General features: G+C 67.5%; 18 protein-coding genes. 9 read left to right on the top strand and 9 right to left on the bottom strand.

Going from position 1 to position 22,768, the window contains the following annotated elements:
- Positions 1–19: 19 nt before the first annotated feature.
- Genes LRH25_RS03535 through LRH25_RS03515 form a run of 5 tightly spaced genes read left to right on the top strand, consistent with a single transcriptional unit; the run spans position 20 to position 5,753 of the window.
- Positions 20–1,699 (top strand): ABC transporter substrate-binding protein, encoded by a 1,680-nt coding sequence (locus tag LRH25_RS03535; RefSeq protein WP_141288584.1) that lies wholly within the window; start codon positions 20–22, stop codon positions 1,697–1,699.
- 14 nt (positions 1,700–1,713) lie between these two features.
- Positions 1,714–2,736: an ABC transporter permease gene (locus LRH25_RS03530; protein WP_141288585.1), complete on the top strand. Its 1,023-nt coding sequence runs from the start codon at positions 1,714–1,716 to the stop codon at positions 2,734–2,736.
- A complete protein-coding gene (locus LRH25_RS03525; RefSeq protein ID WP_141288586.1) occupies positions 2,733–3,704 on the top strand; it encodes an ABC transporter permease in 972 nt (323 codons plus the stop codon). The genes LRH25_RS03530 and LRH25_RS03525 overlap by 4 nt, the downstream gene beginning before the upstream one ends.
- Entirely contained in the window at positions 3,697–4,743 is a 1,047-nt protein-coding gene (locus tag LRH25_RS03520) for an ABC transporter ATP-binding protein (RefSeq protein WP_231010178.1), read from the top strand. The genes LRH25_RS03525 and LRH25_RS03520 overlap by 8 nt, the downstream gene beginning before the upstream one ends.
- On the top strand, positions 4,743–5,753 hold the full coding sequence (locus LRH25_RS03515; RefSeq protein WP_231010177.1) for an ABC transporter ATP-binding protein: 1,011 nt from the start codon (positions 4,743–4,745) through the stop codon (positions 5,751–5,753). The genes LRH25_RS03520 and LRH25_RS03515 overlap by 1 nt, the downstream gene beginning before the upstream one ends.
- Positions 5,754–5,864: 111 nt before the next feature.
- Here LRH25_RS03515 and LRH25_RS03510 read toward each other — a convergent pair whose 3' ends face one another.
- Positions 5,865–6,842 (bottom strand): proline iminopeptidase-family hydrolase, encoded by a 978-nt coding sequence (locus LRH25_RS03510; RefSeq protein ID WP_141291762.1) that lies wholly within the window; start codon positions 6,840–6,842, stop codon positions 5,865–5,867.
- Positions 6,843–7,248: 406 nt separating this feature from the next.
- Here LRH25_RS03510 and LRH25_RS03505 point away from each other — a divergent pair, with 406 nt between their 5' ends.
- Positions 7,249–10,227: a di-heme oxidoredictase family protein gene (locus LRH25_RS03505; protein ID WP_310742405.1), complete on the top strand. Its 2,979-nt coding sequence runs from the start codon at positions 7,249–7,251 to the stop codon at positions 10,225–10,227.
- 354 nt (positions 10,228–10,581) lie between these two features.
- Here the strand turns inward: LRH25_RS03505 and LRH25_RS03500 are convergent, their stop codons facing one another.
- Positions 10,582–13,869 carry an amidohydrolase family protein gene (locus LRH25_RS03500; RefSeq protein ID WP_170200820.1) on the bottom strand — a complete coding sequence of 1,096 codons (3,288 nt, stop codon included), beginning with the start codon at positions 13,867–13,869 and terminating at the stop codon, positions 10,582–10,584.
- 95 nt (positions 13,870–13,964) lie between these two features.
- Positions 13,965–15,041: a dihydroorotase gene (gene pyrC / locus LRH25_RS03495; RefSeq protein WP_141287141.1), complete on the bottom strand. Its 1,077-nt coding sequence runs from the start codon at positions 15,039–15,041 to the stop codon at positions 13,965–13,967.
- 219 nt (positions 15,042–15,260) lie between these two features.
- Here pyrC and LRH25_RS03490 point away from each other — a divergent pair, with 219 nt between their 5' ends.
- Positions 15,261–15,566, top strand: coding sequence for a hypothetical protein (locus LRH25_RS03490; protein WP_141287139.1), 306 nt, complete (start codon positions 15,261–15,263; stop codon positions 15,564–15,566).
- Positions 15,567–15,706: 140 nt separating this feature from the next.
- On the opposite strand, the gene LRH25_RS03485 is transcribed toward LRH25_RS03490, so the two are convergent.
- From LRH25_RS03485 to LRH25_RS03465, 5 genes are all read right to left on the bottom strand, one after another.
- Positions 15,707–16,441: an amino acid ABC transporter ATP-binding protein gene (locus tag LRH25_RS03485; protein WP_141287137.1), complete on the bottom strand. Its 735-nt coding sequence runs from the start codon at positions 16,439–16,441 to the stop codon at positions 15,707–15,709.
- A gap of 9 nt (positions 16,442–16,450) precedes the next feature.
- Complete coding sequence (locus LRH25_RS03480; RefSeq protein WP_141287135.1) at positions 16,451–17,116, bottom strand: amino acid ABC transporter permease; 666 nt, start codon at positions 17,114–17,116, stop codon at positions 16,451–16,453.
- The gene (locus tag LRH25_RS03475) at positions 17,113–17,856 is read right to left on the bottom strand and encodes an amino acid ABC transporter permease (RefSeq protein ID WP_141287133.1); all 744 of its coding nucleotides are present in this window, start codon (positions 17,854–17,856) and stop codon (positions 17,113–17,115) included. Before LRH25_RS03475 ends, LRH25_RS03480 begins: the two co-directional genes overlap by 4 nt.
- Positions 17,857–17,938: 82 nt before the next feature.
- Positions 17,939–18,868: an amino acid ABC transporter substrate-binding protein gene (locus LRH25_RS03470; protein WP_141287131.1), complete on the bottom strand. Its 930-nt coding sequence runs from the start codon at positions 18,866–18,868 to the stop codon at positions 17,939–17,941.
- Positions 18,869–18,918: 50 nt separating this feature from the next.
- Positions 18,919–19,848 (bottom strand): transporter substrate-binding domain-containing protein, encoded by a 930-nt coding sequence (locus LRH25_RS03465; protein ID WP_231010176.1) that lies wholly within the window; start codon positions 19,846–19,848, stop codon positions 18,919–18,921.
- A gap of 405 nt (positions 19,849–20,253) precedes the next feature.
- On the opposite strand from LRH25_RS03465, the gene LRH25_RS03460 reads away from it, so the two are divergent.
- Together LRH25_RS03460 and LRH25_RS03455 are read left to right on the top strand one after the other, a co-directional pair.
- A complete protein-coding gene (locus LRH25_RS03460; RefSeq protein ID WP_141289395.1) occupies positions 20,254–20,499 on the top strand; it encodes an AbrB/MazE/SpoVT family DNA-binding domain-containing protein in 246 nt (81 codons plus the stop codon).
- Positions 20,496–20,912 (top strand): type II toxin-antitoxin system VapC family toxin, encoded by a 417-nt coding sequence (locus tag LRH25_RS03455; protein WP_141289394.1) that lies wholly within the window; start codon positions 20,496–20,498, stop codon positions 20,910–20,912. The genes LRH25_RS03460 and LRH25_RS03455 overlap by 4 nt, the downstream gene beginning before the upstream one ends.
- A 181-nt stretch (positions 20,913–21,093) precedes the next feature.
- Here LRH25_RS03455 and LRH25_RS03450 read toward each other — a convergent pair whose 3' ends face one another.
- Complete coding sequence (locus LRH25_RS03450) at positions 21,094–22,707, bottom strand: inorganic phosphate transporter (RefSeq protein ID WP_141289393.1); 1,614 nt, start codon at positions 22,705–22,707, stop codon at positions 21,094–21,096.
- Between the last annotated feature and the right edge of the window lie 61 nt (positions 22,708–22,768).

Below are 22,768 nucleotides of genomic sequence, written 5' to 3'. Positions count from 1 at the left end.
GCCTTGCACCCCGTTGTTCATGACGATCTACAAGAATTCCCCCCGGATCCGATCCACCTTGGTGCTGCTGGCAGCCCTGCCGCTGGGCATGGCCTGGGCCGGCAGCCCCGGCCCGAACGACCCGCACCGGGGCGGCAAGCTGCGGCTGATGTCCACCGCCGGCGCCGGCACCATCGACCCGCACATCAACTACACGCTGCAGTTCGCGCAGATTTTCCAGGGCGTGTATGACGGCCTGGTGGCCTTCAAGAAAGCGCCTGACGCGCAGGCCTTCACCATCGTGCCGGATCTGGCCGAGGCCCTGCCGGCGCCCGAGAACGGCGGCAAGCGCTATGTCTTCAAGCTGCGCCGGGGCATCAAGTTCTCCGATGGGCGCGAGCTGACGGCCAATGACGTGGCCGCCTCGTTTCGCCGCATCTTCAAGGTCTCCGGACCCACGGCAGGCAGCTTCTACAACGGCATCGTCGGTGCCGATGCCTGCCTGAAGACCCCCGCCAGCTGCACGCTGGCCGGCGGCGTGGTGGCCGATGCCAAGGCCGGCACCGTCACGCTCAATCTGGTGGCGCCGGACGCCGAGATCTTCTACAAGCTGGCCGTGCCGCACGCCTTCATCGTGCCGGCCGATGCGCCCGCCAAGGACGTGGGCGTGAACCCGCTGCCCGGCACCGGGGCCTACAAGATCGTCAGCTACGACCCGAAGAAGCAGCTCAAGCTGTTGCGCAACCCGCAGTTCAAGCCCTGGAGCGACGAGGCCCAGCCCGACGGCTACGTGGACGAGGTGGACTACGACTTCGGCCTGAACGATGAAGACCAGGTCACCGCCATTGCCAACGGCCAGGGCGACTGGATGTTCAACCCGCTGCCGGCCGACCGCCTGGGCGAGCTGAGCAGCAAATACGCCAAGCAGCTGCACGTGTCGCCGCTGACGGCCATGTTCTACCTGCCGATGAACACCCGCATCGCGCCCTTCAACAACCTGCAGGCGCGCCAGGCCGTGAACCTGGCCATCGACCGCAACGCGCTGGTCAAGATCTACGGCGGCAGCAACCTGGCCACCGCCAGCTGCCAGGTGCTGCCGCCGCAGTTCGCCGGCTACGAAGCCTACTGTCCTTACACGAAGAACCCCGGCAGCAAGTGGACCGCACCCGACCTGGCGCGCGCCAAGGACCTGGTCAAAGCCTCCGGCACCGCCGGCCAGAAGGTGACCTTGCTGACCGAGGACACCGCCGTCGGCAAGCAGATCGGCACCTATGTGCTCAGCGTGCTCAACGACCTGGGTTACCAGGCCTCGCTGAAGGTGCTGGCGCTAGGGGTGGAGTTCACCTACATCCAGAACACGCAGAACAAGGTGCAGATCTCGTACAGCAACTGGTATCAGGACTATCCGGCGCCCTCGAACTTCCTCAACGTGCTGTTCTCCTGCGGCAGCTTCCATGAGGGCAGCGATGCGTCCATCAACATCTCCGGCCTGTGCGACAAAGGCCTGGACGCCGACTTGAACAAGGCCATGAGTGTGGGCGTGACCGACCCGGCCGCCGCCGCCAAGCTGTGGGCCGCCATCGACCGCAAGGTGACCGACCTGGCTCCGGTGGCGGTGATGTTCAACCCCAAGCAGCTGGACTTCGTCTCCAAGCGCGTGGGGGGCTACCAGTTCAGCGGGCAGTTCTACTTCCTCTGGAACCAGGCCTGGGTGCGCTGAAGGCGGTACGGCGAATGCAAGCGGATGTGCCCGCCGGCGGGATGACGCCGGGCTTGTGGCGGGTGGCGCTCGCACGTCTGCTGGCCGACCGCAGCGCGCTGGTGGCCGGCGCCTTGCTGCTGCTGGTGCTGCTGGCTTGCGCGGCCGCGCCGCTCTATGCCGAGCGCATGGCGCATGCCGATCCGTTTCGCTCCAACATCAGCGGCCAGGTCATGCTGGACGGCCAGCTGCGCGATGTGATCGAGGCGTCCACCGAAGGCCTGGGGCTGGGCCAGACGCCCATCGGCCCGACCTGGCAGCCCAGTGCCTACCTGCTGGGGGCAGACAACCAGGGCCGCGACGTGGCCGCGCGCCTGCTCTACGGCGGCCGCGCCTCGCTGCTGATTGCCTGCGGGGCCACGCTGCTGAGCCTGTCGCTGGGCGCCCTGCTGGGCATCGTGGCAGGCTATTTCGGCGGCGTGGTGGACTGGCTGCTTTCGCGGGTGCTGGATGTGCTGTGGGCCTTTCCGGTCTACCTGCTGGCGATCTCCTTGTCCATCGTCACCATCGGCAGCGGGCTGCACCTGGGGCCGCTGCGCATCGAGGCTGACAGCCTGTGGCTGCCGGCGCTGATCATCGGCCTGGTCTACCTGCCGTATGTGGCCCGCCCGGTGCGGGCGCAAGCCCTGGCGCTGCGCCGCAGCGATTTCGTGCATGCGGCCATCGGCCTGGGCGTGCCCACGCACCGCATCCTGCGGGTGGACATCCTGCCCAATGTGGCCACCACGCTGATCGTCTTCGTGCCGCTGATGATGGCGCTCAACATGCTGACCGAGTCCGCGCTGTCCTTCCTGTCCATCGGCGTGCAGGCGCCCAACGCGAGCTGGGGCACCATCATCCAGGACGGGCTCTCGCTGCTCTACACACGACCCATGGTGGCGCTGGCGCCCGGCGTTGCCATCGTGATCACCGTCGTGGCGCTGAACCTGCTGGGCGACGCGCTGCGTGACGCGCTGGACCCACGGGCCACCTTCAGGGTCAAAGGGGGCGGGGCATGACACTGGCCATCCTGCGGCGCCTGGGCCAGATGCTGTTCGTGATGGCGGGCATCAGCATCCTGACCTTCGCGATCTTCTTCGCCACGCCGGGCGCCGACCCCTCGGCGCGCATTGCCGGGCGCAATGCCTCGCCCGAGACGCTGGCCGCCGTGCGGCACGACTTCGGCTTCGACCAGCCCATGGCCGTGCAATACGGGCTGCTGATGAAGCGGCTGTTCATCACCGGCGAGCTGACCTCCTTCGTCAACCGCGGCGAACAGGTGCTGCCCGAGATCGCGGCGGCCATGCCGGTCACCTTGTCGCTGGTGGGCGGCGCGGCGCTGCTGTGGCTGCTGGGCAGCGTGCTGATGGGCCTGGTCGCGGCGGCCCACCGCGGCCGCTGGCCCGACAAGCTGCTGATGGTGCTGGGCCTGGTCGGCATCTCCATGCCGGTCTACTGGCTGGGCTCGGTGGTCAACCTCGTCACCCAGAGCCGCTGGCATGACACCTGGCTGTTCAGCTGGGTGCCGCCGCTGGGCTACGTGCCCTTCAGCCAAAGCCCGCTGGGCTGGCTGCTGTGCCTGGTCTTTCCCTGCCTGACGCTCTCGGTGCTCTACATGGGCTTGTACGGCCGGGTGCTGCGCGCGGCGCTGATCGAGGCCGGGCAGGAGGACTACATCCGCACCGCCCGCGCCAAGGGCCTGAGCCCGCGCCGGGTGCTGCTGGCACATGCGCTGCGTACCTCGCTGATCAGCGTGGTCACGCTCTTCGGGCTGGACTTCGGCGCGCTGGTGGGCGGCGGCGCGCTGCTGACCGAGGTCGTGTTCGGCCTGCCCGGCATCGGCAAGCTGACCTACGACTCGCTGCAGACCCTGGACCTGCCGGTGATCATGGCCACGGTGATGTACGCCTCCTTCTTCGTCGTCGCGGCCAATGCGCTGGTGGACGTGGCCTATGCCTTCATCGACCCGCGGGTGCGCGATGCCTGAGCCCAGCCTTGAACCGCTGCTGTCCGTGCGCGACCTGCGCGTGAGCTTCCGGTCCGCGCAAGGCCGGGTGCGCGCGGTGGACGGCGTCTCCTTCGAGCTCTCGGCCGGCGAGATCCTGGGCGTGGTGGGCGAGTCCGGCTCGGGCAAGTCGGTCACGCTGATGAGCCTGCTGGGGCTGATCGACAACCCGAACGTGGAGATCGAAGGTTCGGTGCGCTTTCGCGGGCGCGAGCTGATCGGCCTGTCCGCAGGCGAGCTGCAGTCGGTGCGGGGCCGCGAGATCGCCTACGTGTTCCAGGACCCGATGACCGCGCTGACGCCGGTCTGGCGCGTGGGCTGGCAGATCGTCGAGCAGCTGCGCGCGCACACCGATCTTTCGCAGGCCGCGGCGCGAGCCCGCGCCATCGAGCTGCTGGCCGCCGTGGGCATGCCCAGCCCGGCGCAGCAGTTCGAGCGCTACCCGCACGAGCTTTCCGGCGGCATGCGCCAGCGCGCGGTGATCGCCATGGCCTTGAGCTGCAACCCTGCCGTGCTGATCGCCGACGAGCCCACCACCGCGCTGGACGTGACGGTGCAGGCACAGATCCTGGGCCTGATCCACCGGCTACGCGAGCAGTTCGGCTCGGCGGTGCTGCTGGTCACGCACGACATGGGCGTGGTGGCCGAAACAGCCGACCGGGTGATGGTGATGTATGCCGGCCGGGTGGTGGAACAAGGCAGCGCGGCTGAGCTGTTCGACACGCCCTGGCACCCCTACACCTGGGGCCTGCTGGGCTCGATTCCGCCGCTGGATGGCCCGCGCCCGCGCCGCCTGCCGGCCATTGCCGGCCTGCCACCGGCCTTGTCGGCCCTGCCGCCGGGCTGCGCTTTTGCGCCGCGCTGCGCGGCTGCCCATGCAGCCTGCACCCAGCAGCGGCCCCTGCTGCAGGCGGGTGCACCGGGCCCGTTGGCGCCGCGCGCGCACGCCGCCGCCTGCCTGCTCCCGGCCGACGAACGTGCCCCTGCACGCGAGCGCTGCACCTCTTCGCTGGACGCCTGATGCCCGACACCTCCCCCGCAGCCGCAGTGCCCCTCCTGGAGGCCCTGCACCTGCGCAAGCAGTTCAGCGTGGGCTCGGCGCTGTCCCGCGCCGGGCGCCAGACGGTGCAGGCCGTGGATGACGTGTCGTTCCAGGTCTGGCCCGGCGAGACCCTGGGCCTGGTCGGTGAATCGGGCTGTGGCAAATCCACGCTGGCCCGCTGCCTGGTGCGGCTGCATGGGATCACGGCGGGGGCGCTGCGCTTCGAGGGCCGGGACATCACCCACCTGGGCAGCGCCGCCCTGCGCCCGCTGCGGCCCCGGCTGCAGATGGTGTTCCAGGACCCCAGCACCTCGCTGAACCCGCGCCGCCGCGTGGGTGACCTGATCGCCGAGCCGCTGCGGGTGCACCCCGGGCCGCAGGGCAGTCGCAGCGCGGGCGAGGTGCAGGCGCGGGTACGGGAACTGGCCGAGCTGGTGGGCCTGCGGCCCGAGCAGTTGCAGCGCTTCCCGCACGAGTTCTCCGGCGGCCAGCGCCAGCGCATCGGCATTGCCCGCGCGCTGGCGCTGAACCCGCGGCTGGTCGTGGCGGACGAACCCGTCTCCGCGCTGGACGTGTCCGTCCAGGCCCAGGTCATCAACCTGCTGGCCGACCTGCAGGAACGCCTGGGGCTGACCTATCTCTTCATCGCCCATGACCTGAGCGTGGTGCGCCAGGTTTCCAGTCGCACCGCCGTGATGTACCTGGGCAGCATCGTCGAGATCGGCCCCACCGACGCGCTCTACGCCCAGCCGGCCCACCCCTACACGGCAGCGCTGATCTCGTCGGTGCCGGTGCCCCGGGTCTCAGGCGCGGCGCGGCGCCCGCGCATCCTGCTGCAGGGCGACCCACCCAGCCCGCTGAACCCGCCCCCAGGCTGCCGCTTCCACCCGCGTTGCCCGGCGGCCACCGAACGCTGCCGCACCGAGCGCCCGATGTTGCAAGGCCTCAGCGGCGGCCGCCAGGTCGCCTGCCACTTTCCCTTGAACTAGCGCACCCGGCTTCGCGGGTACGCGAAGCCACCCGCCGGGCGGGTTGCGGGGCCGCTTGGGAGCGGCCCGGCGCTGGCCCCGCAGGATGGGGCGCCCAGTTTGGAGCTTCTTTCAGCCCTGCGCCTGCAGCCGGTGCAGGAAGGCGATCAGGCCGCGCATGTAGGTCAGCTGATCGTCGTACATCGCCATGTGGCTGCCTTCGGGGCAATGCAGGTACTCGCCCCGAGGAAGCTGCTGCGCCATGGCCTCGACATGCGCCGGGTCCATGGTGTCGTACGCGCTGCCGATGGTCAGGGTGGGCACCTGGATGCGCTGGAGGTCATCAAAGCGGTCCCATTCAACCAGCTTGCCGCTGGCGCCCAGCTCGCTGGGGCCTTGCATGGGGATGTAGACCGACTGGTTGATGTGCGCAAACGCGCGGTTGACCGGATCGGGCCATGCCTCGGCCGGGCGGCGCAGGATGTGGAACACATAGTGATGCGCCATCAGCAGACCCATGTAGCGCGGGTTCGCATAGTCCTGCGCCGCCTCCAGCGCCTGGATCTCGGCCAGCACAGCCGGGTCGATCTGCGGCATCAGCACCTTGCGGGCATAGTCGTTGTAGGCCGGGAAGCTGGCCATCATGTTGGAGATCACCAGGCCCTTCAGGTGCTGCTGATGGGCCAGCGCGTATTCGATGGCCAGCACACCACCCCAGGAATGGCCCAGCAGCACGAAGTTGCTGGCGTCCAGGCCCAGGGCCTGGCGCACCTGTTCGACTTCATCGACAAAACGGGCGGTGTCCCACAGCGCGGGGTCGGTGGGCTGGTCGCTGCGGTGTGAACCCAGCTGGTCGTAGTAGTAATACTCGATGCCGGCCTCCGGCAGGAAGCTGTCGAAGGCCTCGAAATACTCGTGGGTGGCACCCGGGCCGCCGTGTAAGAGCAGCAGCTTGAGTTGCGGGTTGTGGCCCACCCGCTTGGTCCAGACCTTGAAGGTCCCGCTGGGCGTGGTCACGGGGATCAGACGAGCGCCGCCGGACCAGGCGTCTTCGCGATCAGACACATGCAGGTAGCTGGCCAGATCGGCAGCGGCGGCGTTCGACGACATCACGGGCTCCAGGTTGGACCGCCCCGGAAACCGGGCGGCAGGCAACCATGGTAGACGCCCGACCCATCACGCCCAAGCAGGCTGCGACAAAGTCGGTCCATCTGCGTGTGCCCCCTGACCAGGATGGTCACCTCGCAGACCCGGCCAAGAAGGTTACATGTTGGCGAGTCAGCACTTGCGCCGAATGCAGTTTCCCAGGAGAACCATTGCATGGGACGTTCCGCATGGATGTTACGGCGCGCTAAACCACGATCCCAACCGGTTCCACTGGCGTTTTTCTTGCAGTTCAAGGCCCCATCGAGGCAGCGACGCGCCGCAGGCCCTTTTCGACGAGGGCATGTGACGCATCGCGTCCATTCCACAAGACCAAGTCAGAGCGAACGCCATGCGCAGTCCCGGTTCCCCCTTGCCCACGCCGACCCCCTGCCCCACCCCTCAACCGCCGTCACCATCTCCGCTGCGCTCCTCGCTCACGCTGGGCCTGATGTTCAGCGCTGCACTGGGGCTTGCTGCCTGCGGTGGTGGGAGTGGGGGTGGAACGGACACCGTCGGCAGTCCGCCCACCGCCAACGAGCCGGCGCCGCCCTCACCGGCTCCGGCGCCCACCCCAACGCCGGAAGACCCGGTGCTGGAGCCCGCGCCCAGCCCAGCGCCCGCGCCCATGCCCAGCGGCGACCAGCCCGGCGTGCCGGCGCCGCCACCGTCACAGCAGTTGCCCACCGGCTTTGACCTGAGCAAGCCTGGCGTGGCGGTGAACCCGGTGACCGCCACTTCTTCGGCGGTCGAAGGTGGCAACAGCGCGGCGCTGGCGATCGACGGCAGCATGACGACGCGCTGGTCCAGCGCGCAGGAGGATGCGGCCTGGATCCAGTTCGATTTCGGCGCCAAGACGCCGCTGGGCTACCTGAAACTGTCCTGGGAGAACGCCTACGGCAAGGAGTATGCAATCCAGGGCTCGGACGACGGCGTGACCTGGTACCAGATCCGCTACGTGATCGGCGGCAAGGGCGGCAACGAAGAGTTCTTCAACCTGAATGCCAACGTGCGCTACCTGCGCCTGCAGGGCGTGGCCCGCGGCACGCAGTACGGGTATTCGCTGTACGAGGTGAGCTTCATGTCCCCTGGCAGCGACAACTCGCTGCCGGTGCTGGCCACCTCGGCCGTGCTGTTCCCGGCCAACGGCGCGGCACTCGCCGCCCCGCCCGCCGCGCAGGCGCCGCTGGAGACGGTGCAGTTCACATTGGCCGACGGCACGCTGGTCACGCGCTTCGGCATGGTTGGCCGTTCGCGCCACGCCCGCGAGCGTGGCGAGGACTGGAACGAGATCGGCTACGGCGTCAACGACACGGTGGACGCCAACGGCAAGCCGCAGGACAAGGGCCCCGGCGCGCACCTGAACTTCGTTGCCAACTACTTCAAGAACCGCACCTGGGGCGTGGAGTTCATCGACAACAGCAAGGTGGTTGGCGTCACCAAGCCGACCATCGTCGTCAACCAGTACTACCAGGAAGCCCAGCGCGGCGGCGGCCATTCCTTCTTCCGCCGCTTCGACGACCCGGGCGTCACCGGCTATGGCTGGATGTCCCCCGGCGACCTGCTGGACGACACCACCTACACGGACGGCTTCAAGGACCTGACCTCCTGCCCGGTGATCGCCAAGCCACCGCAGAACGCGCTGGCCAAGCCGACCAGCGGCTACAACGGCGTGATCGGCGCCAACGACGGCTGCAGCGTGGTGCTGGACAACGTGCCCGGCCACAGCGACATCGCGGCGAATGCCAATGGTGTGATGGTCCCGAACGGCGTGAACGTTCCTTCGCGTGCGCTGAAGGTGGGCGATGCGATCGAGTTCACAGGCTCGTTCTTCTCCAGCCGCGCCGCGATGGACGCCGTGGGCGACAGCGGCGCCTACCGCTACTACACCAACGAGGTCACCTACGTGGTGGGCAGCGGGCTGCGGCCCTGGTACGGCATCCAGCCGCGGCTGATGAACGCGCCGCTGCCGGCCGAGGCACTGCAAGGCGGCATTGGCTCGATCTCGTATGACTACGCCGACAACGCCACGTTCATGTTCCAGCAGCCGAACAACCAGATCGGCATGCAGAACATGCAGCGCTTTGTCGAAGGCCGGCGCTGGATCCACACCAACATGTGGACCGGCGACCACACCGAAGCCGGCAACGACCGTAACGAAGCGGCCGTGCGCCTGCAGGGCCCACGCTTCAACCAGTCGACCTGCTTCGGCTGCCACATCAACAACGGCCGCAGCCTCGCACCCAGCGCGCTGAACCAGCGGCTGGACACGATGGCCGTGCGCACCGCGACGCTGGACGGCAACGGCAACCAGCTGCCGCACCCGACCTATGGCCTGAACGTGCAGATGAACGGCCGCTCGCTGAGCACCGGCCTGCCGCAGGACTGGGGCACCAGCGTGCGCGTGGCCGGCTTCGACACCAAAACCGTGACGCTGGCCGACGGCACCGCCGTGGAACTGAGCAAGCCCAGGGTCGCCTTCGACGGCCCGACGCCCAGCGTGTATTCGCTGCGCAGCGCACAGCCGATGATCGGCATGGGCCTGCTGGAAGCCATCACCGATGCCGAGATCCTTTCGCGCGTGCGCAGCACGCCGGACGAAGACGGCGTGAAGGGCGTGGCCAACTTCGTCTACGACCCCGAGACCAAGGCCGTGCGCGTGGGCCGCTACGGCTGGAAGGCCGCCAAGGTCAGCCTGCGCCACCAGGCCGCAGCCGCGGCACTGCAGGACATGTCAGTCACCTCGCCGGTCTACCCGAACCGCGACTGCCTGGCGGGCCCGGCGAACTGCACCACCGCCAAGGTCGAACCCGGCATCAGCGAAGACGCGCTGCAACTGCTCACCCGCTACCTCGGCCTGCTGGGCGTACCCGCGCAGCGCAGCCAGGCCAGCGGCTTCCCCAAGGGCGTCATGCCGCTGTCCTACCTGGACGTGAACCCGACGCAGGTGGCCGCCGGCGCCCAGCTGTTTGCCAGCACCCGCTGCGTGGCCTGCCACACCGCCGAGATCAAGACCGGCGGCCTCTCCGAACTGGCCGAGAACCGCAACCAGACCATCAAACCCTACACCGACATGCTGCTGCACGACATGGGCCCGGACCTGGCCGACAACCTGGTCGAAGGCCAGGCAACCGGCAGCCTGTGGCGCACCTCGGCGCTGTGGGGCGTGGGCTACACCGAGAAGGTGGCCGGCACCGCAGGCAAGGTCGGCTACCTGCATGACAGCCGCGCCCGCACGCTGACCGAGGCCATCCTGTGGCACGGCGGCGAAGCCACCAAGAGCCGCCAGCGCTTCGAGGCGCTGAGCAAGGACGACCGTGAGGCGATGCTGGTGTTCCTGAACTCGCTGTGATGACACAGCCTCATTGAGGCACCTCAGTTGCAACGGTCTTCGGGTCGCCTGTGACATCGCCCCGCCAGTTGCAGCGCTCCGGTGTGATCCGGAACCGCCGCCACTGGCGGGGCGATTGCTTCGGAGGTTCAGTGTTGGATGTTGGGCTTGCCGCAGCGCCGAGGTTGAGCGCGAATAAATGGGGTCAGAGTCAATTTATCTAGACAGGACCGTGCCCTTGATTTGAGGTATCTCAGGATAAATTGACTCTGACCCCATTTATTCGTGGCACCGCCGTGACTGGGCAAGCCTTGAACAGCCACCAAGTCAGGCGACTCCGGGCTGACATGCCCGGAGCGTTACCGCCCCCCGCCCTCAGTCCTGATCAGCCCCATGGCCCTGCAGCGTCACCGGCATCGCGGCCCCTTGCTGCCCGGCGAAGAACAGCGGGGCGCGAGCCTTCTGGCGCGGGGCGACTTCGTTCAGCGTCGCCGCGTCATAGAGCCGGCCGTTCTGCATGACCTGCGAAACGCGGTCGCTCTGCCGGATGTCGGCCACCGGGTTGCCGTCGATGATCACCAGGTCGGCCAGCTTGCCCACCTCCAGCGAGCCGATGTCGCGGTCCATGCCGAGGTAGCGCGCGGGGGTCAGCGTGGCGGCGCGAATGGCCTCCAGTGGCTGCATGCCGCCCAGCGCGAACATCCACATTTCCCAATGCGCGCCCAGGCCCTCGCGCTGGCCGTGCGCGCCAATTTGCACGCCCACGCCGGCGCGTGACAGCTCGGTCGCGGTGCGCGCAGCGCGGATCACGTTGTAGTCCTCGTCAGGCGCGGTCGGCCGGCGCACGCTGCGCGGCACCAGCACCGAGGGCGGCACGTAGCGCGTCAGCAGCGGGTGCTTCCAGACTTCCGTGCGGTCGTACCAGTAGTGCTCGCCGTCCAGCCCGCCGTAGGCAACGTTCAGCGTGGGCGTGTAGCCCACTGCCGTTTGCGACCAGAGCTGCTTGACATCGTCGTAGACAGCGTCCACCGGCACCGCGTGTTCGATGCCGGTGTGGCCGTCGATCACCATGCTCATGTTCATCTCGAACAGCGAGCCGCCTTCGGGCACCACCATCATCCGGGTCTGCCTCGCGGCCTCGATCACCTGCTGGCGCTGCTCGCGGCGGGGCTGCTGGTAGCTCTTCACGCTGATCGCGCCCTCGGCCTGCTGGCGCTTCAGGTGCGTCAGCGCATCGTCCAGGCTGTCGATCACCGCCGTCTGGTCCGCCTTGGCGCCGTAGAGGATGGTGCCGGTGGAGAAGATGCGCGGGCCGATGACCAGGCCGGCGCGCTGCAGCTCGGACTGGGTGAAGATCTCGCCGTTGTCGTTGGACGGGTCGTGAATGGTCGTGACGCCAAAGGCCAGCGACGCGAAGTTGACCCAGCTCTGCTGCGGGATCACGCCGCTTTCGCCCATGCCACCGTGCCAGTGCACATCGACCAGGCCGGGGATGACCGTCTTGCCATGCGCGTCGACCTGTTTCGCATCGGCCGGGATGCTGACCGCAGCGCGCGGGCCGACTGAGGCGATGCGGTTGCCTTCGACCAGCACCGTGCCGTCTTCGATCACCTCGTCGCCGCGCATCGTGACGATGCGCGCGCCGGTGATCGCGATGCGGCCGGCGGGTTTGTCGGCCGCCTGCGTGAAGCCGATCTTCTGGCCGTGCTCCGGCGGCTTGTAGCCTGGCTTGTCCTCGGTCCCTGGCGCAAATGCGGCACTCAGCGCGGTGGTGAACAACTCGTCGCCAATCGCCACATGCAGGCGCTGGCTGTCGCCGCTCCAGTGCATGTATTCGCCTGCGTTCACGTCCAGCTGCCGCACCGGCAGGCCATCCATCTTCGGGCCGATGCTGATGGGCTTGCCGGTCTGCGGCAGCGGCGCCACGTAGGCATGGAAGCGTTCGACAAAGCCAAGCCACTGGCCGTTGGGCGAGACGGCGAATTCGGACGCGAACTCGCTGTGCGCGACCTCCGTCTCCTGGCGATCCGCCAGGTTGAGGCGCATCAGCTTGTGCTGGGCGTCGACCTCGCTGGTGCTGACATCGCGCGTGAAGAAAAGCGTGTCGCTGCCAGCACCGAACTGCGGCGCTTCACCGTCTTTCACGATGCGCTGCGGCTTGCCGCGGCCGTCGGCATCGGTCAGGTAGATGCCGGTGTCCAGCGCATGCCACGGCGAGCTGAGGTAGCCGCCGCGTGCCTTGCTGTAGGCCACGCGCTTGCCGTCCGGCGAGAAGCGCGGCGCGAGGTAGTGGCCGGGCTCGGGCGTGAGCACGGTTTCCTGGCCGTTGGCCAGGTCCAGCGTGCGCACCTGGGCCAGCTGCGCGTCGGTCCAGCTGGTGAAGACCAGTTGCTTGCCGTCGCGCGAGAAGCTGGGGAAAAACTCGAAGCGCTCGTCCTGCTTCGTCAGCCGGCGTGGCACGCCATCCGGCAGGCGCTTTTCATAGAGGTGCCCCAAAGCGGAATAGACGACACGGCTGCCGTCCGGCGACACGTTGACCCACCGCAACTGATGCACCGCGAAACTGTCCGGCGCGACGGGCACCGGCTCGCGCCGCGCTTCGCGCACCTCGCGCGTGTCCTGCACGTGGAACGGGATCTCGGCCGCGCTGCCCTTGAACGGGTCCACGCGCCAGAGCCTGCCCTGGGCCCAGACGACGATCTGCTTCGCGTCATGCGTCCACGCAAACGCCGGGTACACGCCGTAGACCGACCAGGCTTCCTGCAGATCGCGGTCCAGGTGGGACCACGCGGCGCGCTCCTCGCCGGTGCGCAGGTTCTTCAGGAACAGCGTGCTCTGGTTGCGCACGCGGCGCACGAAGGCCAGCCACTGGCCGTCCGGCGAAGGCGTGGGGCGCACCGCGCCGCCGGGGCCGCGCACCAGCGTCTCGGTGCTGCCGTCGCGCAGGTCCTGGCGGTAGATGCGGAAGATGTCGCCGTTGGCGTCCTTGTTGTATTCGAAGCTGGTGCCGGGCGTGCTGTCCTGCGAGTAGTAGAGGAAGTTGCCGTCCGGCGACAGCGCGGGCTCACCGCGGTCCTTCTGCCAGTTCGGCTTCTCGTTGAGCTGCAGGCCTTTGCCGCCGTTCACGTGGTACAGCCAGATCTCGCCCGAGCCCAACGAGCGCGTGCCGGTGAAGTGCTTGCGCGCGGCGATGTACTGGCCGTTCGGGTGCCAGACGGGGCTGTTCAGCAGCCGGTAGTCTTCCTTGGTGATGGCGCGCGCACCACTGCCATCCAGGTTCATGACCCAGAGGTTGTCGCCGCCGCCCGCATCGCTCACGTAGGCGATCTGCTTGCCGTCCGGCGAGAAGCGCGCCTGCTGCTCCCAGGCCATGGAATGTGTCAGCGGTTTGGCCTCCCCACCGGCCACCGGCAGCAGGTAGAGGTCGCCCAGCAGGTCGAAGACCAGGGTCTGGCCGTCGGGGCTGATGTCCACGCTCATCCAGGTGCCGGTGCGCGTGTCCAGCTTGACCGTCTTGGCCGGGCCGGGCGGCTGGTTGACGTTCCAGGCGGGCGGTTTGTCGGCAGCCGGCGGCGTGTCTGCGCCCCAGGTCGGAAAAGCCAGGGCCAGCGAGACGAGCGGCGCCAGGGTGCGGGCGCGAGCAAAGCCGGGAAGCGGGTGCATGCTGCAGGGTTCCTGTGGCACGACCCGCCTTGTGGGCAGACCTGCCGGGTCCATGAAAAACGGCGCCCGAAAGCGCCGCTGGAAGGTCTTGGCGCTCAGTCGACCAGGCGCCAGGCGACGGTCTCGCCGCCGCGCAGCGGCTTGAGCTGCGCGTCGCCAAACGGGATGGCCTCAGGCAAGGTCCATGCCTCGCGGACCAGCGTCACCGTGTCGGTGTTCGGCGGCAGGCCGTAGAAGGCCGGGCCGTGCAGGCTGGCGAAGCCTTCGAGCTTGTCCAGCGCACCGGCGTTGTCGAAGGCCTCGGCGTAAAGCTCCAGCGCGCTCAGTGCCGTGAAGCAGCCGGCACCGCAGACCGAGGCTTCCTTCATCACCGAGGCGTGCGGCGCGCTGTCGGTGCCGAGGAAAAAGCGGTCCGAGCCGGAGGTGGCCGCTGCGACCAGGGCCTGGCGGTGCACTTCGCGCTTGAGCACCGGCAGGCAGTAGTAATGCGGGCGCAGGCCGCCGAGGAAGATGGCGTTGCGGTTGTAGAGCAGGTGGTGCGCGGTGAAGGTGCCGGCCGTGTACTGGCCGGCCTGGGCCACGTATTCGGCCCCTTCCTTGGTCGTGAGGTGTTCCATCACGATCTTCAGCTCGGGGAAGTCCTGGCGCAGCGGCTTCATCACGCGCTCGACGAACACCGCCTCGCGGTCGAACAGGTCCACCTCGGGGTCCGTCACTTCCCCGTGCACCAGCAGCAGCAGGCCTTCGCGCTGCATCGCCTCCAGCGTCCTGTAGGACTTGCGCAGGTCGGTCACACCGGCGTCGCTGTTGGTGGTGGCGCCAGCCGGATAAAGCTTGAGCGCGACCACGCCGGCGGCCTTGGCCTTGGCAATCTCTTCCGGGGGCGTGTTGTCGGTCAGGTAGAGCGACATCAGCGGCTGGAAATCCCGCCCTGCGGGCACGGCGCCGAGGATGCGCTCGCGGTAGGCCGCTGCCTGCGCGGCCGTGGTCACCGGCGGGCGCAGGTTGGGCATGATCAGCGCGCGGCCCATCTGGCGCGCGCTGGCCGGCACCACGCCGTGCATGGGCGCGCCGTCGCGCACGTGCAGGTGCCAGTCGTCCGGGCGGATCAGGGTGAGGCGGTCCACGGCGGCGGGCGTGGTGGAAGCAGGGGAAATCGCGGCAGCAGTCATGCGGCGGATTCTCCCACCGGGGCGATGGCCGCTCCGCCGCGAAACCAATCCCCAAGCGTAGGACAAACCGCACGCGCGCGTGCGCTGCACGCTGGCATCAAGGACATCTGTTGCGCCGCATGATCAACCCCATTGCGACCCCTCCCAAGAATGTTCACGATGCCCTCGTGGACCGCCTGCGGTCGCGGCGGTCACGGGGTTTGTCTTCAGGAGCGCGCCATGTCTGAAATTGCTGTCCAGAAACAGATCTTCCCCAGCCCGCTGGCGGCCGAACGCCGCGACAGCGCCCGCCGACACATCGCGCGGCCCTTGCAGCTGCCTTCGGCCACCGCGCCCGGCATCAGCGAAGCCTCGTGCTGCGTGCCCGAGCAGGCCACGCCGGGACTGGTGGCCCTGCCCACCGGCCGGCTGGTCTGGTGGACCGGCCGGGTGGCCATCGGCCTGCGCTACCAGCCGCTAGCACGTTCGGTGGACACCGAGGTCAGCCAGTCCGCGGAGTGGATCCAGTCCCTCCTGCTGCATTGAGCACCCGGTCTCAGGCGTACCTGATCCCACCCGCCGGGCGGGCTGCGTCTCCGGCTCCGACAAAAAGGGCCGGCGCTCCCTTGACGGAGGCGCCGGCCCGGTCCTGCCCGTGAATCTCGGGCTGGCAGCTCACTGCCTGTTCAATGCTGCAGGATTTTCGACAGGAAATCCTTGGCGCGTGGGGAGCGTTCATCGGCATTGCCGAAGAAGGAATCCTTGTTGCAGTCCTCGATGATCTTGCCGGCGTCCATGAAGATCACGCGGTTGCTGACCTTCTTGGCGAAACCCATTTCGTGGGTCACGCACATCATCGTCATGCCCTCTTCGGCCAGCTTGACCATCACGTCCAGCACTTCGCCGACCATTTCCGGGTCCAGCGCCGAGGTGGGTTCGTCGAACAGCATCACCATCGGGTCCATGGACAGCGCGCGGGCAATCGCCACGCGCTGCTGCTGACCACCGGAGAGCTGGCCGGGGAACTTGTCCTTGTGGGCGCTCAGGCCCACGCGTTCCAGCATCTTCAGGCCGCGGACGATGGCGTCGTCCTTGCTGCGGCCCAGTACCTTGATCTGCGCCAGCGTCAGGTTCTCGGTCACCGAGAGGTGCGGGAACAGCTCGAAATGCTGGAACACCATGCCCACGCGGCTGCGCAGCTTGGGCAGGTTGGTCTTGGGGTCCGACAGGCTGATGCCATCGACCACGATGTCGCCCTTCTGGAACGGCTCCAGCGCGTTCACCGTCTTGATCAGCGTGGACTTGCCGGAACCCGATGGGCCGCAGACCACCACCACCTCGCCCTTCTTGATCGTCGTCGTGCAGTCCGTCAGCACCTGGAAGCTGCCGTACCACTTGGAGATGTTCTTGATGTCGATCACAGCATGTCCTTATCTGATGATGGCGATTTTCTTCTGCAGGCGACGCACCAGCATCGACAGGCTGAAGCAGATGACGAAGTAGACAACCGCGGCGACCAGGTAGGTCTCGACCGGGCGGTTGAAGTTCTTGCCGGCCACCTCGAAGCCCTTGAGCAGGTCATAGGCGCCGATGGCATAGACCAGCGAGGTGTCCTGGAACAGCACGATGGTCTGGGTCAGCAGCACCGGCAACATGTTGCGGAAGGCCTGCGGCAGCACCACCAGCTTCATGGTCTGCGCATAGGTCATGCCGACCGCGTAGCCAGCGTACTGCTGGCCGCGCGGCACGCTCTGGATGCCGGCCCGCATGATCTCCGAGTAGTAGGCTGCCTCGAACACCGAGAAGGTGATGATGGCCGACAACTCGGCGCCCATCGGGCGGCCGATCAGCAGCGGGATCAGCAGGAAGAACCACAGGATCACCATCACCAGCGGGACGGAGCGCAGCGTGTCCACGTAGATCGTGGCCGGCCACACCAGCCACGGCTTGCCGGACAGGCGCATCAGCGCCAGCAGCGTGCCCAGTGCGATGCCGCAGATCATCGCGACCAGCGTCAGCTGGATCGAGAAGAAAAAACCCTTGGCAATGAAGCTGGAGACGATCTGCCAGCTGAGGAAGGAAAAATCGAGATTCATCGCCCACCCCCCGCGACACCCGGCACACGGATCCAGCCTTCGATCAGTTTGGCGATCCGGTTGATGGCAAAGGCGGACACGAAGTACAGCCCGGTCACCGCGAGGTAGACCTCGATGCCGCGCGAGGTTTCCTCCTGCGCCTGCATCGCGAACTGGGTCAGTTCGGCCACGCTCACCGCGAAGGCCACCGACGAGTTCTTCACGATGTTCATGCTCTCGCTGGTGAGCGGCGGGATGACGATGCGGAAGGCCATCGGCAGGATCACGTAGCGGTAGGTCTGCGGCAGCGTCAGGCCCATCGCCAGGCCGGCGTAGCGCTGGCCCTTGGGCAGGCTCTGGATGCCGGCACGCACCTGTTCGGCCACGCGCGCCGAGGTGAAGAAGCCCAGGCCCACGACCACCAGCAGGAAGCTGGGCACCGCACGCAGCGGCGGCACCAGCGTGGGCAGCACGTGGTACCAGAGGAAGATCTGCACCAGCAGCGGAATGTTGCGGAACAGCTCGGTCCAGGCATTGCCGAAGGCCACCAGCGCCTTGCTCGGCGTGGTGCGCAGAATGCCCATCAGCGAGCCGACCAGCAGCGCCACGATCAGCGCCAGCAGCGAGACGCTCAGCGTCCAGCCCCAGGCCGACAGCAGCCAGTCCAGGTAGGTGACGTCGCCCTTGGCGCCGAAGCACCGCGGGGCCACCTGTTGCTCAATGGTGTCCTTGCAGAACACCTCCCAATCCCAAGTCGCCATTGCGAACTTCCCTCCTGGCTGGCCTTGATGAGTCATGAAGGGCGCCGCCGCTCAGCGACGGCGCCTCCGCATGAAGCGCAGATCACTTCTTCGCGTACTCTTCCATCGGCTTGTCGTTCGGGTTCGCCCAGGCCGCCTTGGTGGCTTCAGACAGCGGCAGGCCAACCTTGGTATTGGCCGGCGGGATGGGCTGCAGGAACCACTTGTCGTAGAGCTTGGCGATGTCGCCGGACTTCATCATCGCCTTGATGCTGTCGTCCACGGCCTTCTTGAAGGCCGGGTCGTCCTTGCGGATCATGATCGCGATCGGCTCGACCGACAGCACTTCGCCGACGATCTTGAAGTCGGCCGGGTTCTTGGCCTTGGAGATGTTGCCGGCCAGGATCTGGCCGTCCATCACGAACGCATCGGCGCGGCCGGATTCCAGCAGCAGGAAGCTGTCGGCGTGGTCCTTGCCGAAGAGCTCCTTGAAGTCCACGCCGGTGGCGCGCTCGTGCTTGCGCAGCGTCTGCACCGAGGTGGTGCCGGTGGTGGTCGCAATCGTCTTGCCAGCCAGTTGGGCAATGCCAGTGATGCCGGAGCTGGCCTTCACCGCGATGCGCACTTCTTCGACGTAGGTCGTGACGGCGAAGGCCACGTCCTTCTGGCGGGTCGCGTTGTTGGTGGTGGAGCCGCACTCGATGTCCACGGTGCCGTTCTGGACCAGCGGAATGCGGTTCTGCGAAGTGACCGGCTGGTACTTCACGGCCAGCGAGCTCAGGCCCAGCTGCTTGCGCACGTCACTCAGCACCTTCTCACAGATCTCGATGTGGTAGCCGACGTACTTGCCGTCACCCAGGGTGTACGACAGCGCGCCGGACGACTCGCGCACGCCCATCGTGACGCTGCCGCTGTCCTTGATCTTCTTCAGCGTGTCGGTGGCCTGGGCATGCACGCTGCCCACCACGGCGGACAGGGCAGCCGCAGCCAGCAATGCACGGCGGGTCGAAGGGGAAGCAAGTTTGGTGAACATCAAGGACTCCATCATGGTCAGGAAACGAAAAAAGGAAACGCGGGCCAGCCTCAGGGGAGCGGCTGGTCACCGGGTTGGCGGTAAAGCTTGAGCAGAGACTCGGAGGGCGGCCAGTTCAGGTTCTGGCCGCGCGGCGGAATGGGCCGCTGGAACCAGCGGGTGTAGATCTTCAAGGCCTCGCCGCTGGTCAGCAAGCGGGTCAACGCGCGGTCCACGACGGCCTTCAGCGCCGGGTCGTCGCGCCGCATCATGCAGCCGTAGACCTCGGAGGACATCGGCGTGCCGGTGACGATCCAGTCCTCGGGTTGTCGGGCCTTGGCGCGCTCGCCGTAGAGCAGCGCGTCGTCCAGCATCAGCGCCTCGACCTGGCCTTGCTCCAGCGCCTGGAAGGCGTCGTCGTGGTCGCGCGCGGTGACGATCTGGATGCGGCTGCCGCGGGACTCGTTGTAGGTGCGCAGCAGCCGGTCCGAGGTGGTGCCGGAGGTGACGACAACCTTGCGGCCGGCCAGGTCGGCAAAGTCCTGGATGGCAGCGCCGCGCTTGACCAGCAACCGCGTGCTGATGACGAAGATGGAGGTGGAAAACGCCACCAGCCGGCCGCGCTCGGCCGTGTTCGAGGTCGAGCCGCATTCCAGGTCCACGGTGCCGTTCTGCACCAGCGCCAGGCGGTTCTGCGAGGTGACGGGCACCAGCTTGAGCGTCAGCGCCGGCAGCCTCAGCTCGGCCTTGATCGCATCGGCCACCTTCAGCATCAGGTCCTGCGAGTAGCCGACCACCTGGCGCTTGCCGTCGTAATACGAAAACGGCACCGAGGACTCTCGGTGGCCCAGGTTGATGGTGCCGGTTTCGGCAATGCGCGCCAGCGTGGGCGAGGCCGGCACCGCGCTGGCCGCGGCAGCCACCGGTGTGGCCGCGCGGCCCACCAGCGCCAGCCCGCAAAGGGCGACGGCAGCGCACAGCCTGGCGGCTGTTTGCCTCATCGCTCCCCTTGCCTGGTGACTGCCCATCTGCTGCTGGCCTGCTTGTACGGTATTGGCGGCGCATTTGCGCCATCCACCCCCTAATGCAGGCACCGTGCCAGCCCAGCGCGGCGGGGCACCAAACCGCTTTTCCCCGCTGGCGAGGCCAGCTGGCAGCCGCGCCGAACGGAAAACCGTCCGAGCCAGTCCGCAGCGCGAACGGATTCCCGTCCAGATAGCTTGAGCCGCCCAGCCCGGCCCACACGCAGGCCGCCAAATCTGCCCGTCCAGACTGGCGTTTGCGCAAGCCGAGGGTCCTGCCCAACGCACGGGCGCCCCGCGCTTGGCACTGGGCACCAGTCGCGAGCCACCATTGCCAGGTTGGACCGGCGCCGCTAGTATTACCGTGTAATACTTGGAGACGCAATGGCAGTCACGTCAGTCACCAGCAAAGGGCAGGTGACCATCCCGAAGGAACTGAGACAGCAGCTCGGCATTCGGCAGGGCAGCCGCATTGAGTTCTCGCTGGTCGGTGACCACGTCGAAATGCGGGTCCGGAGTTCGCCCTCCGGCGAGGCCGGCAGCGGGTTCGGCATGCTCAAGACCCGGCGCACGACCGTGCCGGCGGATCTCGATCCCGCCATGTTGATCAAGCGCGGACTCAAGCGATGATCGGCCTGGACACCAACGTCCTGGCCCGGTACTACATCGACGATGAGGCGGACGCCGAGGCGCAGCGCCAGCGCCTGGCAGCTCGGCGCCTCATCGAGTCCGGTCAGCCACTGATGGTGTGCAAGTCCGTGGTTCTCGAGCTTGAATGGGTCATGCGCGGTTACTACGGTTTCGACCACGCCGAGGTGGCCTCTGTCATGCGGCACCTGCTTGCGCAGGCTCACATCACCCTGGAAGACCGCGAGGCCATTGAGCAAGCGCTCTCCAACAGTGGGGCAGGCATTGATTTCGCTGACGCGCTGCACCACGCAAGCTACAAATCTTGCGAGAGCCTCGCAACATTCGATGATCGCAAGTTCGCCCGGCGAGCCAAGAAGCTCGGACTGGCACCTGCCGTGATGGTCCTGGCGTAGCGGACGGCCTGAAGCATCACGGCAAGTTCGCACCCTTGAGCATTCAGGGCCAGGTTCCGGCGTGATGCGTTTGGCAGAACGCACCTGTCAGGGCGCTCCCAGTTCTGGACAGCGAGGCCCAGGATGTTGCGGAGACGAACGCCCGCTCGGCGCTTGAGTCGATTGAGCTCTGCCGTGAGCTTCAGAACAGCTGCGTGAACAGCCAGTACAGCGAGCCGGACAGCACGATGGCCGCCGGCATCGTCAGCACCCAGGCCATCAGCAGGTTGCGGATGGTGGACCACTGCAGGCCGGAGCGGTTGGCGGCCATCGTGCCGGCCACGCCGGACGACAGCACGTGCGTGGTCGAGACCGGCAGGCCGTAGATGTCGGCCGCGCCAATCGTCAGCATCGCCACCAGTTCCGCCGACGCGCCCTGCGCATAGGTCAGGTGCGTCTTGCCGATCTTCTCGCCCACCGTCACGACGATGCGCTTCCAGCCCACCATCGTGCCCAGGCCCAGCGCGATGGCGACCGCCACCTTGACCCACAGCGGGATGAACTTGGTCGCGTCGTCGATGCCGCTCTTGAAGGCCTTCAGGTTGGCCTTGGACTGTGCGTCCAGCTTGCCCTCGCCGGACTTGTCCAGCAGGCGGATGGCTTCCGAGGTCAGGTACATGTCATTGCGCACATTGGCCACCGCAGCCGCAGGCACCTTGGCCAGCGAGCCGTGGGCCTGGACCTGCGCGCCGATGTTGCCGGCCATCTCGGCCAGTGCCGGCACGACTTCGGGCGTGTAGGCCTTGGTGCGCACGTAGTCACTGAGCACCTTGCGCGCGTCCGCTGGCACCACCAGCACTGCGTTGCCGGACAGCGATTGCTGCGTGACCTGGGCCATCGCGGTGAACTGCACCGTCTGCTCGACCGGCATCGCGCGGTTCAGCGCATAGGCCATCGGCACCGTGCCGACGAGGATCAGCATGATCAGGCCCATGCCCTTCTGGCCATCGTTCGAGCCGTGCGCAAACGACACGCCGGTGCAGGTCAGCACCAGCAGGCCGCGGATCCACCACGGCGGCGGCGTCTGGCCCTTGGGCTCTTCGTACAGCTCGCGCTTCTTGACCAGCGCGCGCAGCACCACCAGCAGCAGCGCCGCGCAACCGAAGCCCACCAGCGGCGACAGCAGCAGCGAATAGCCGACCTTGGTGGCCTGCGCCCAGTCCACGCCGCTGGTGCCGTCCCGGCCATGCATCAACGCATTGGCCACGCCCACGCCGATGATGGAGCCGATGAGGGTGTGCGACGACGAGGCTGGCAGCCCCAGCCACCAGGTGCCCAGGTTCCACAGGATGGCCGCGATCAGCAGCGCAAAGACCATCGCGAAGCCTGCCCCCGAACCAACCTGCAGGATCAGCTCCACCGGCAGCAGCGAAATGATGCCGAACGCCACCGCGCCGCTGGAGACCAGCACGCCCAGGAAGTTGAAGAAGCCCGACCAGACCACCGCCACGTTGGGCGGCAGCGAGTGGGTGTAGATGACCGTGGCGACCGCGTTGGCGGTGTCGTGGAAACCGTTGACGAACTCGAAGCCCAGCGCGATCAGCAGCGCCACGCCCAGCAGCAGGTAAGGCACCCAGGTCGTTGCCACTGCGCCCGCCTCGGTCACGTCGCGCGTCAGGCTGTAGCCGGTGAACAACAGCCCGGCGGCCAGCAAGCCGATGAAGACGATGGCCGTCACCGGTCCAGGTTTGTGGTCCAGGTGCGGCTTGGCACTGGGGGCCGCGGGCAGGCCGGCGTGCGTGGCGGATGTGGTCATGGGGTGGGCTCCAGGCTGCCGTGCAACAGAACCCGGTGAGGCTAGCGAGGCAATGTGGCAG

Source organism: Ideonella azotifigens (assembly GCF_021043325.1).
Classification (GTDB): Bacteria; Pseudomonadota; Gammaproteobacteria; order Burkholderiales; family Burkholderiaceae_C; genus Ideonella; species Ideonella azotifigens.
Note: the sequence above shows the minus strand (reverse complement) of the source record. Positions and strands in the feature narration are given on the sequence as shown.

Coding starts and splice junctions, on each gene's coding strand:
- LRH25_RS03515 (WP_231010177.1), top strand. CDS start 4,743: ATGCCCGACACCTCCCCCGCAGCCGCAGTGCCCCTCCTGGAGGCCCTG.
- LRH25_RS03465 (WP_231010176.1), bottom strand. CDS start 19,848: ATGAGGCAAACAGCCGCCAGGCTGTGCGCTGCCGTCGCCCTTTGCGGG.
- pyrC (WP_141287141.1), bottom strand. CDS start 15,041: ATGACTGCTGCCGCGATTTCCCCTGCTTCCACCACGCCCGCCGCCGTG.
- LRH25_RS03520 (WP_231010178.1), top strand. CDS start 3,697: ATGCCTGAGCCCAGCCTTGAACCGCTGCTGTCCGTGCGCGACCTGCGC.
- LRH25_RS03470 (WP_141287131.1), bottom strand. CDS start 18,868: ATGTTCACCAAACTTGCTTCCCCTTCGACCCGCCGTGCATTGCTGGCT.
- LRH25_RS03475 (WP_141287133.1), bottom strand. CDS start 17,856: ATGGCGACTTGGGATTGGGAGGTGTTCTGCAAGGACACCATTGAGCAA.
- LRH25_RS03480 (WP_141287135.1), bottom strand. CDS start 17,116: ATGAATCTCGATTTTTCCTTCCTCAGCTGGCAGATCGTCTCCAGCTTC.
- LRH25_RS03460 (WP_141289395.1), top strand. CDS start 20,254: ATGGCAGTCACGTCAGTCACCAGCAAAGGGCAGGTGACCATCCCGAAG.
- LRH25_RS03510 (WP_141291762.1), bottom strand. CDS start 6,842: ATGTCGTCGAACGCCGCCGCTGCCGATCTGGCCAGCTACCTGCATGTG.
- LRH25_RS03525 (WP_141288586.1), top strand. CDS start 2,733: ATGACACTGGCCATCCTGCGGCGCCTGGGCCAGATGCTGTTCGTGATG.
- LRH25_RS03455 (WP_141289394.1), top strand. CDS start 20,496: ATGATCGGCCTGGACACCAACGTCCTGGCCCGGTACTACATCGACGAT.
- LRH25_RS03535 (WP_141288584.1), top strand. CDS start 20: ATGACGATCTACAAGAATTCCCCCCGGATCCGATCCACCTTGGTGCTG.
- LRH25_RS03530 (WP_141288585.1), top strand. CDS start 1,714: ATGCAAGCGGATGTGCCCGCCGGCGGGATGACGCCGGGCTTGTGGCGG.
- LRH25_RS03490 (WP_141287139.1), top strand. CDS start 15,261: ATGTCTGAAATTGCTGTCCAGAAACAGATCTTCCCCAGCCCGCTGGCG.
- LRH25_RS03450 (WP_141289393.1), bottom strand. CDS start 22,707: ATGACCACATCCGCCACGCACGCCGGCCTGCCCGCGGCCCCCAGTGCC.
- LRH25_RS03500 (WP_170200820.1), bottom strand. CDS start 13,869: ATGCACCCGCTTCCCGGCTTTGCTCGCGCCCGCACCCTGGCGCCGCTC.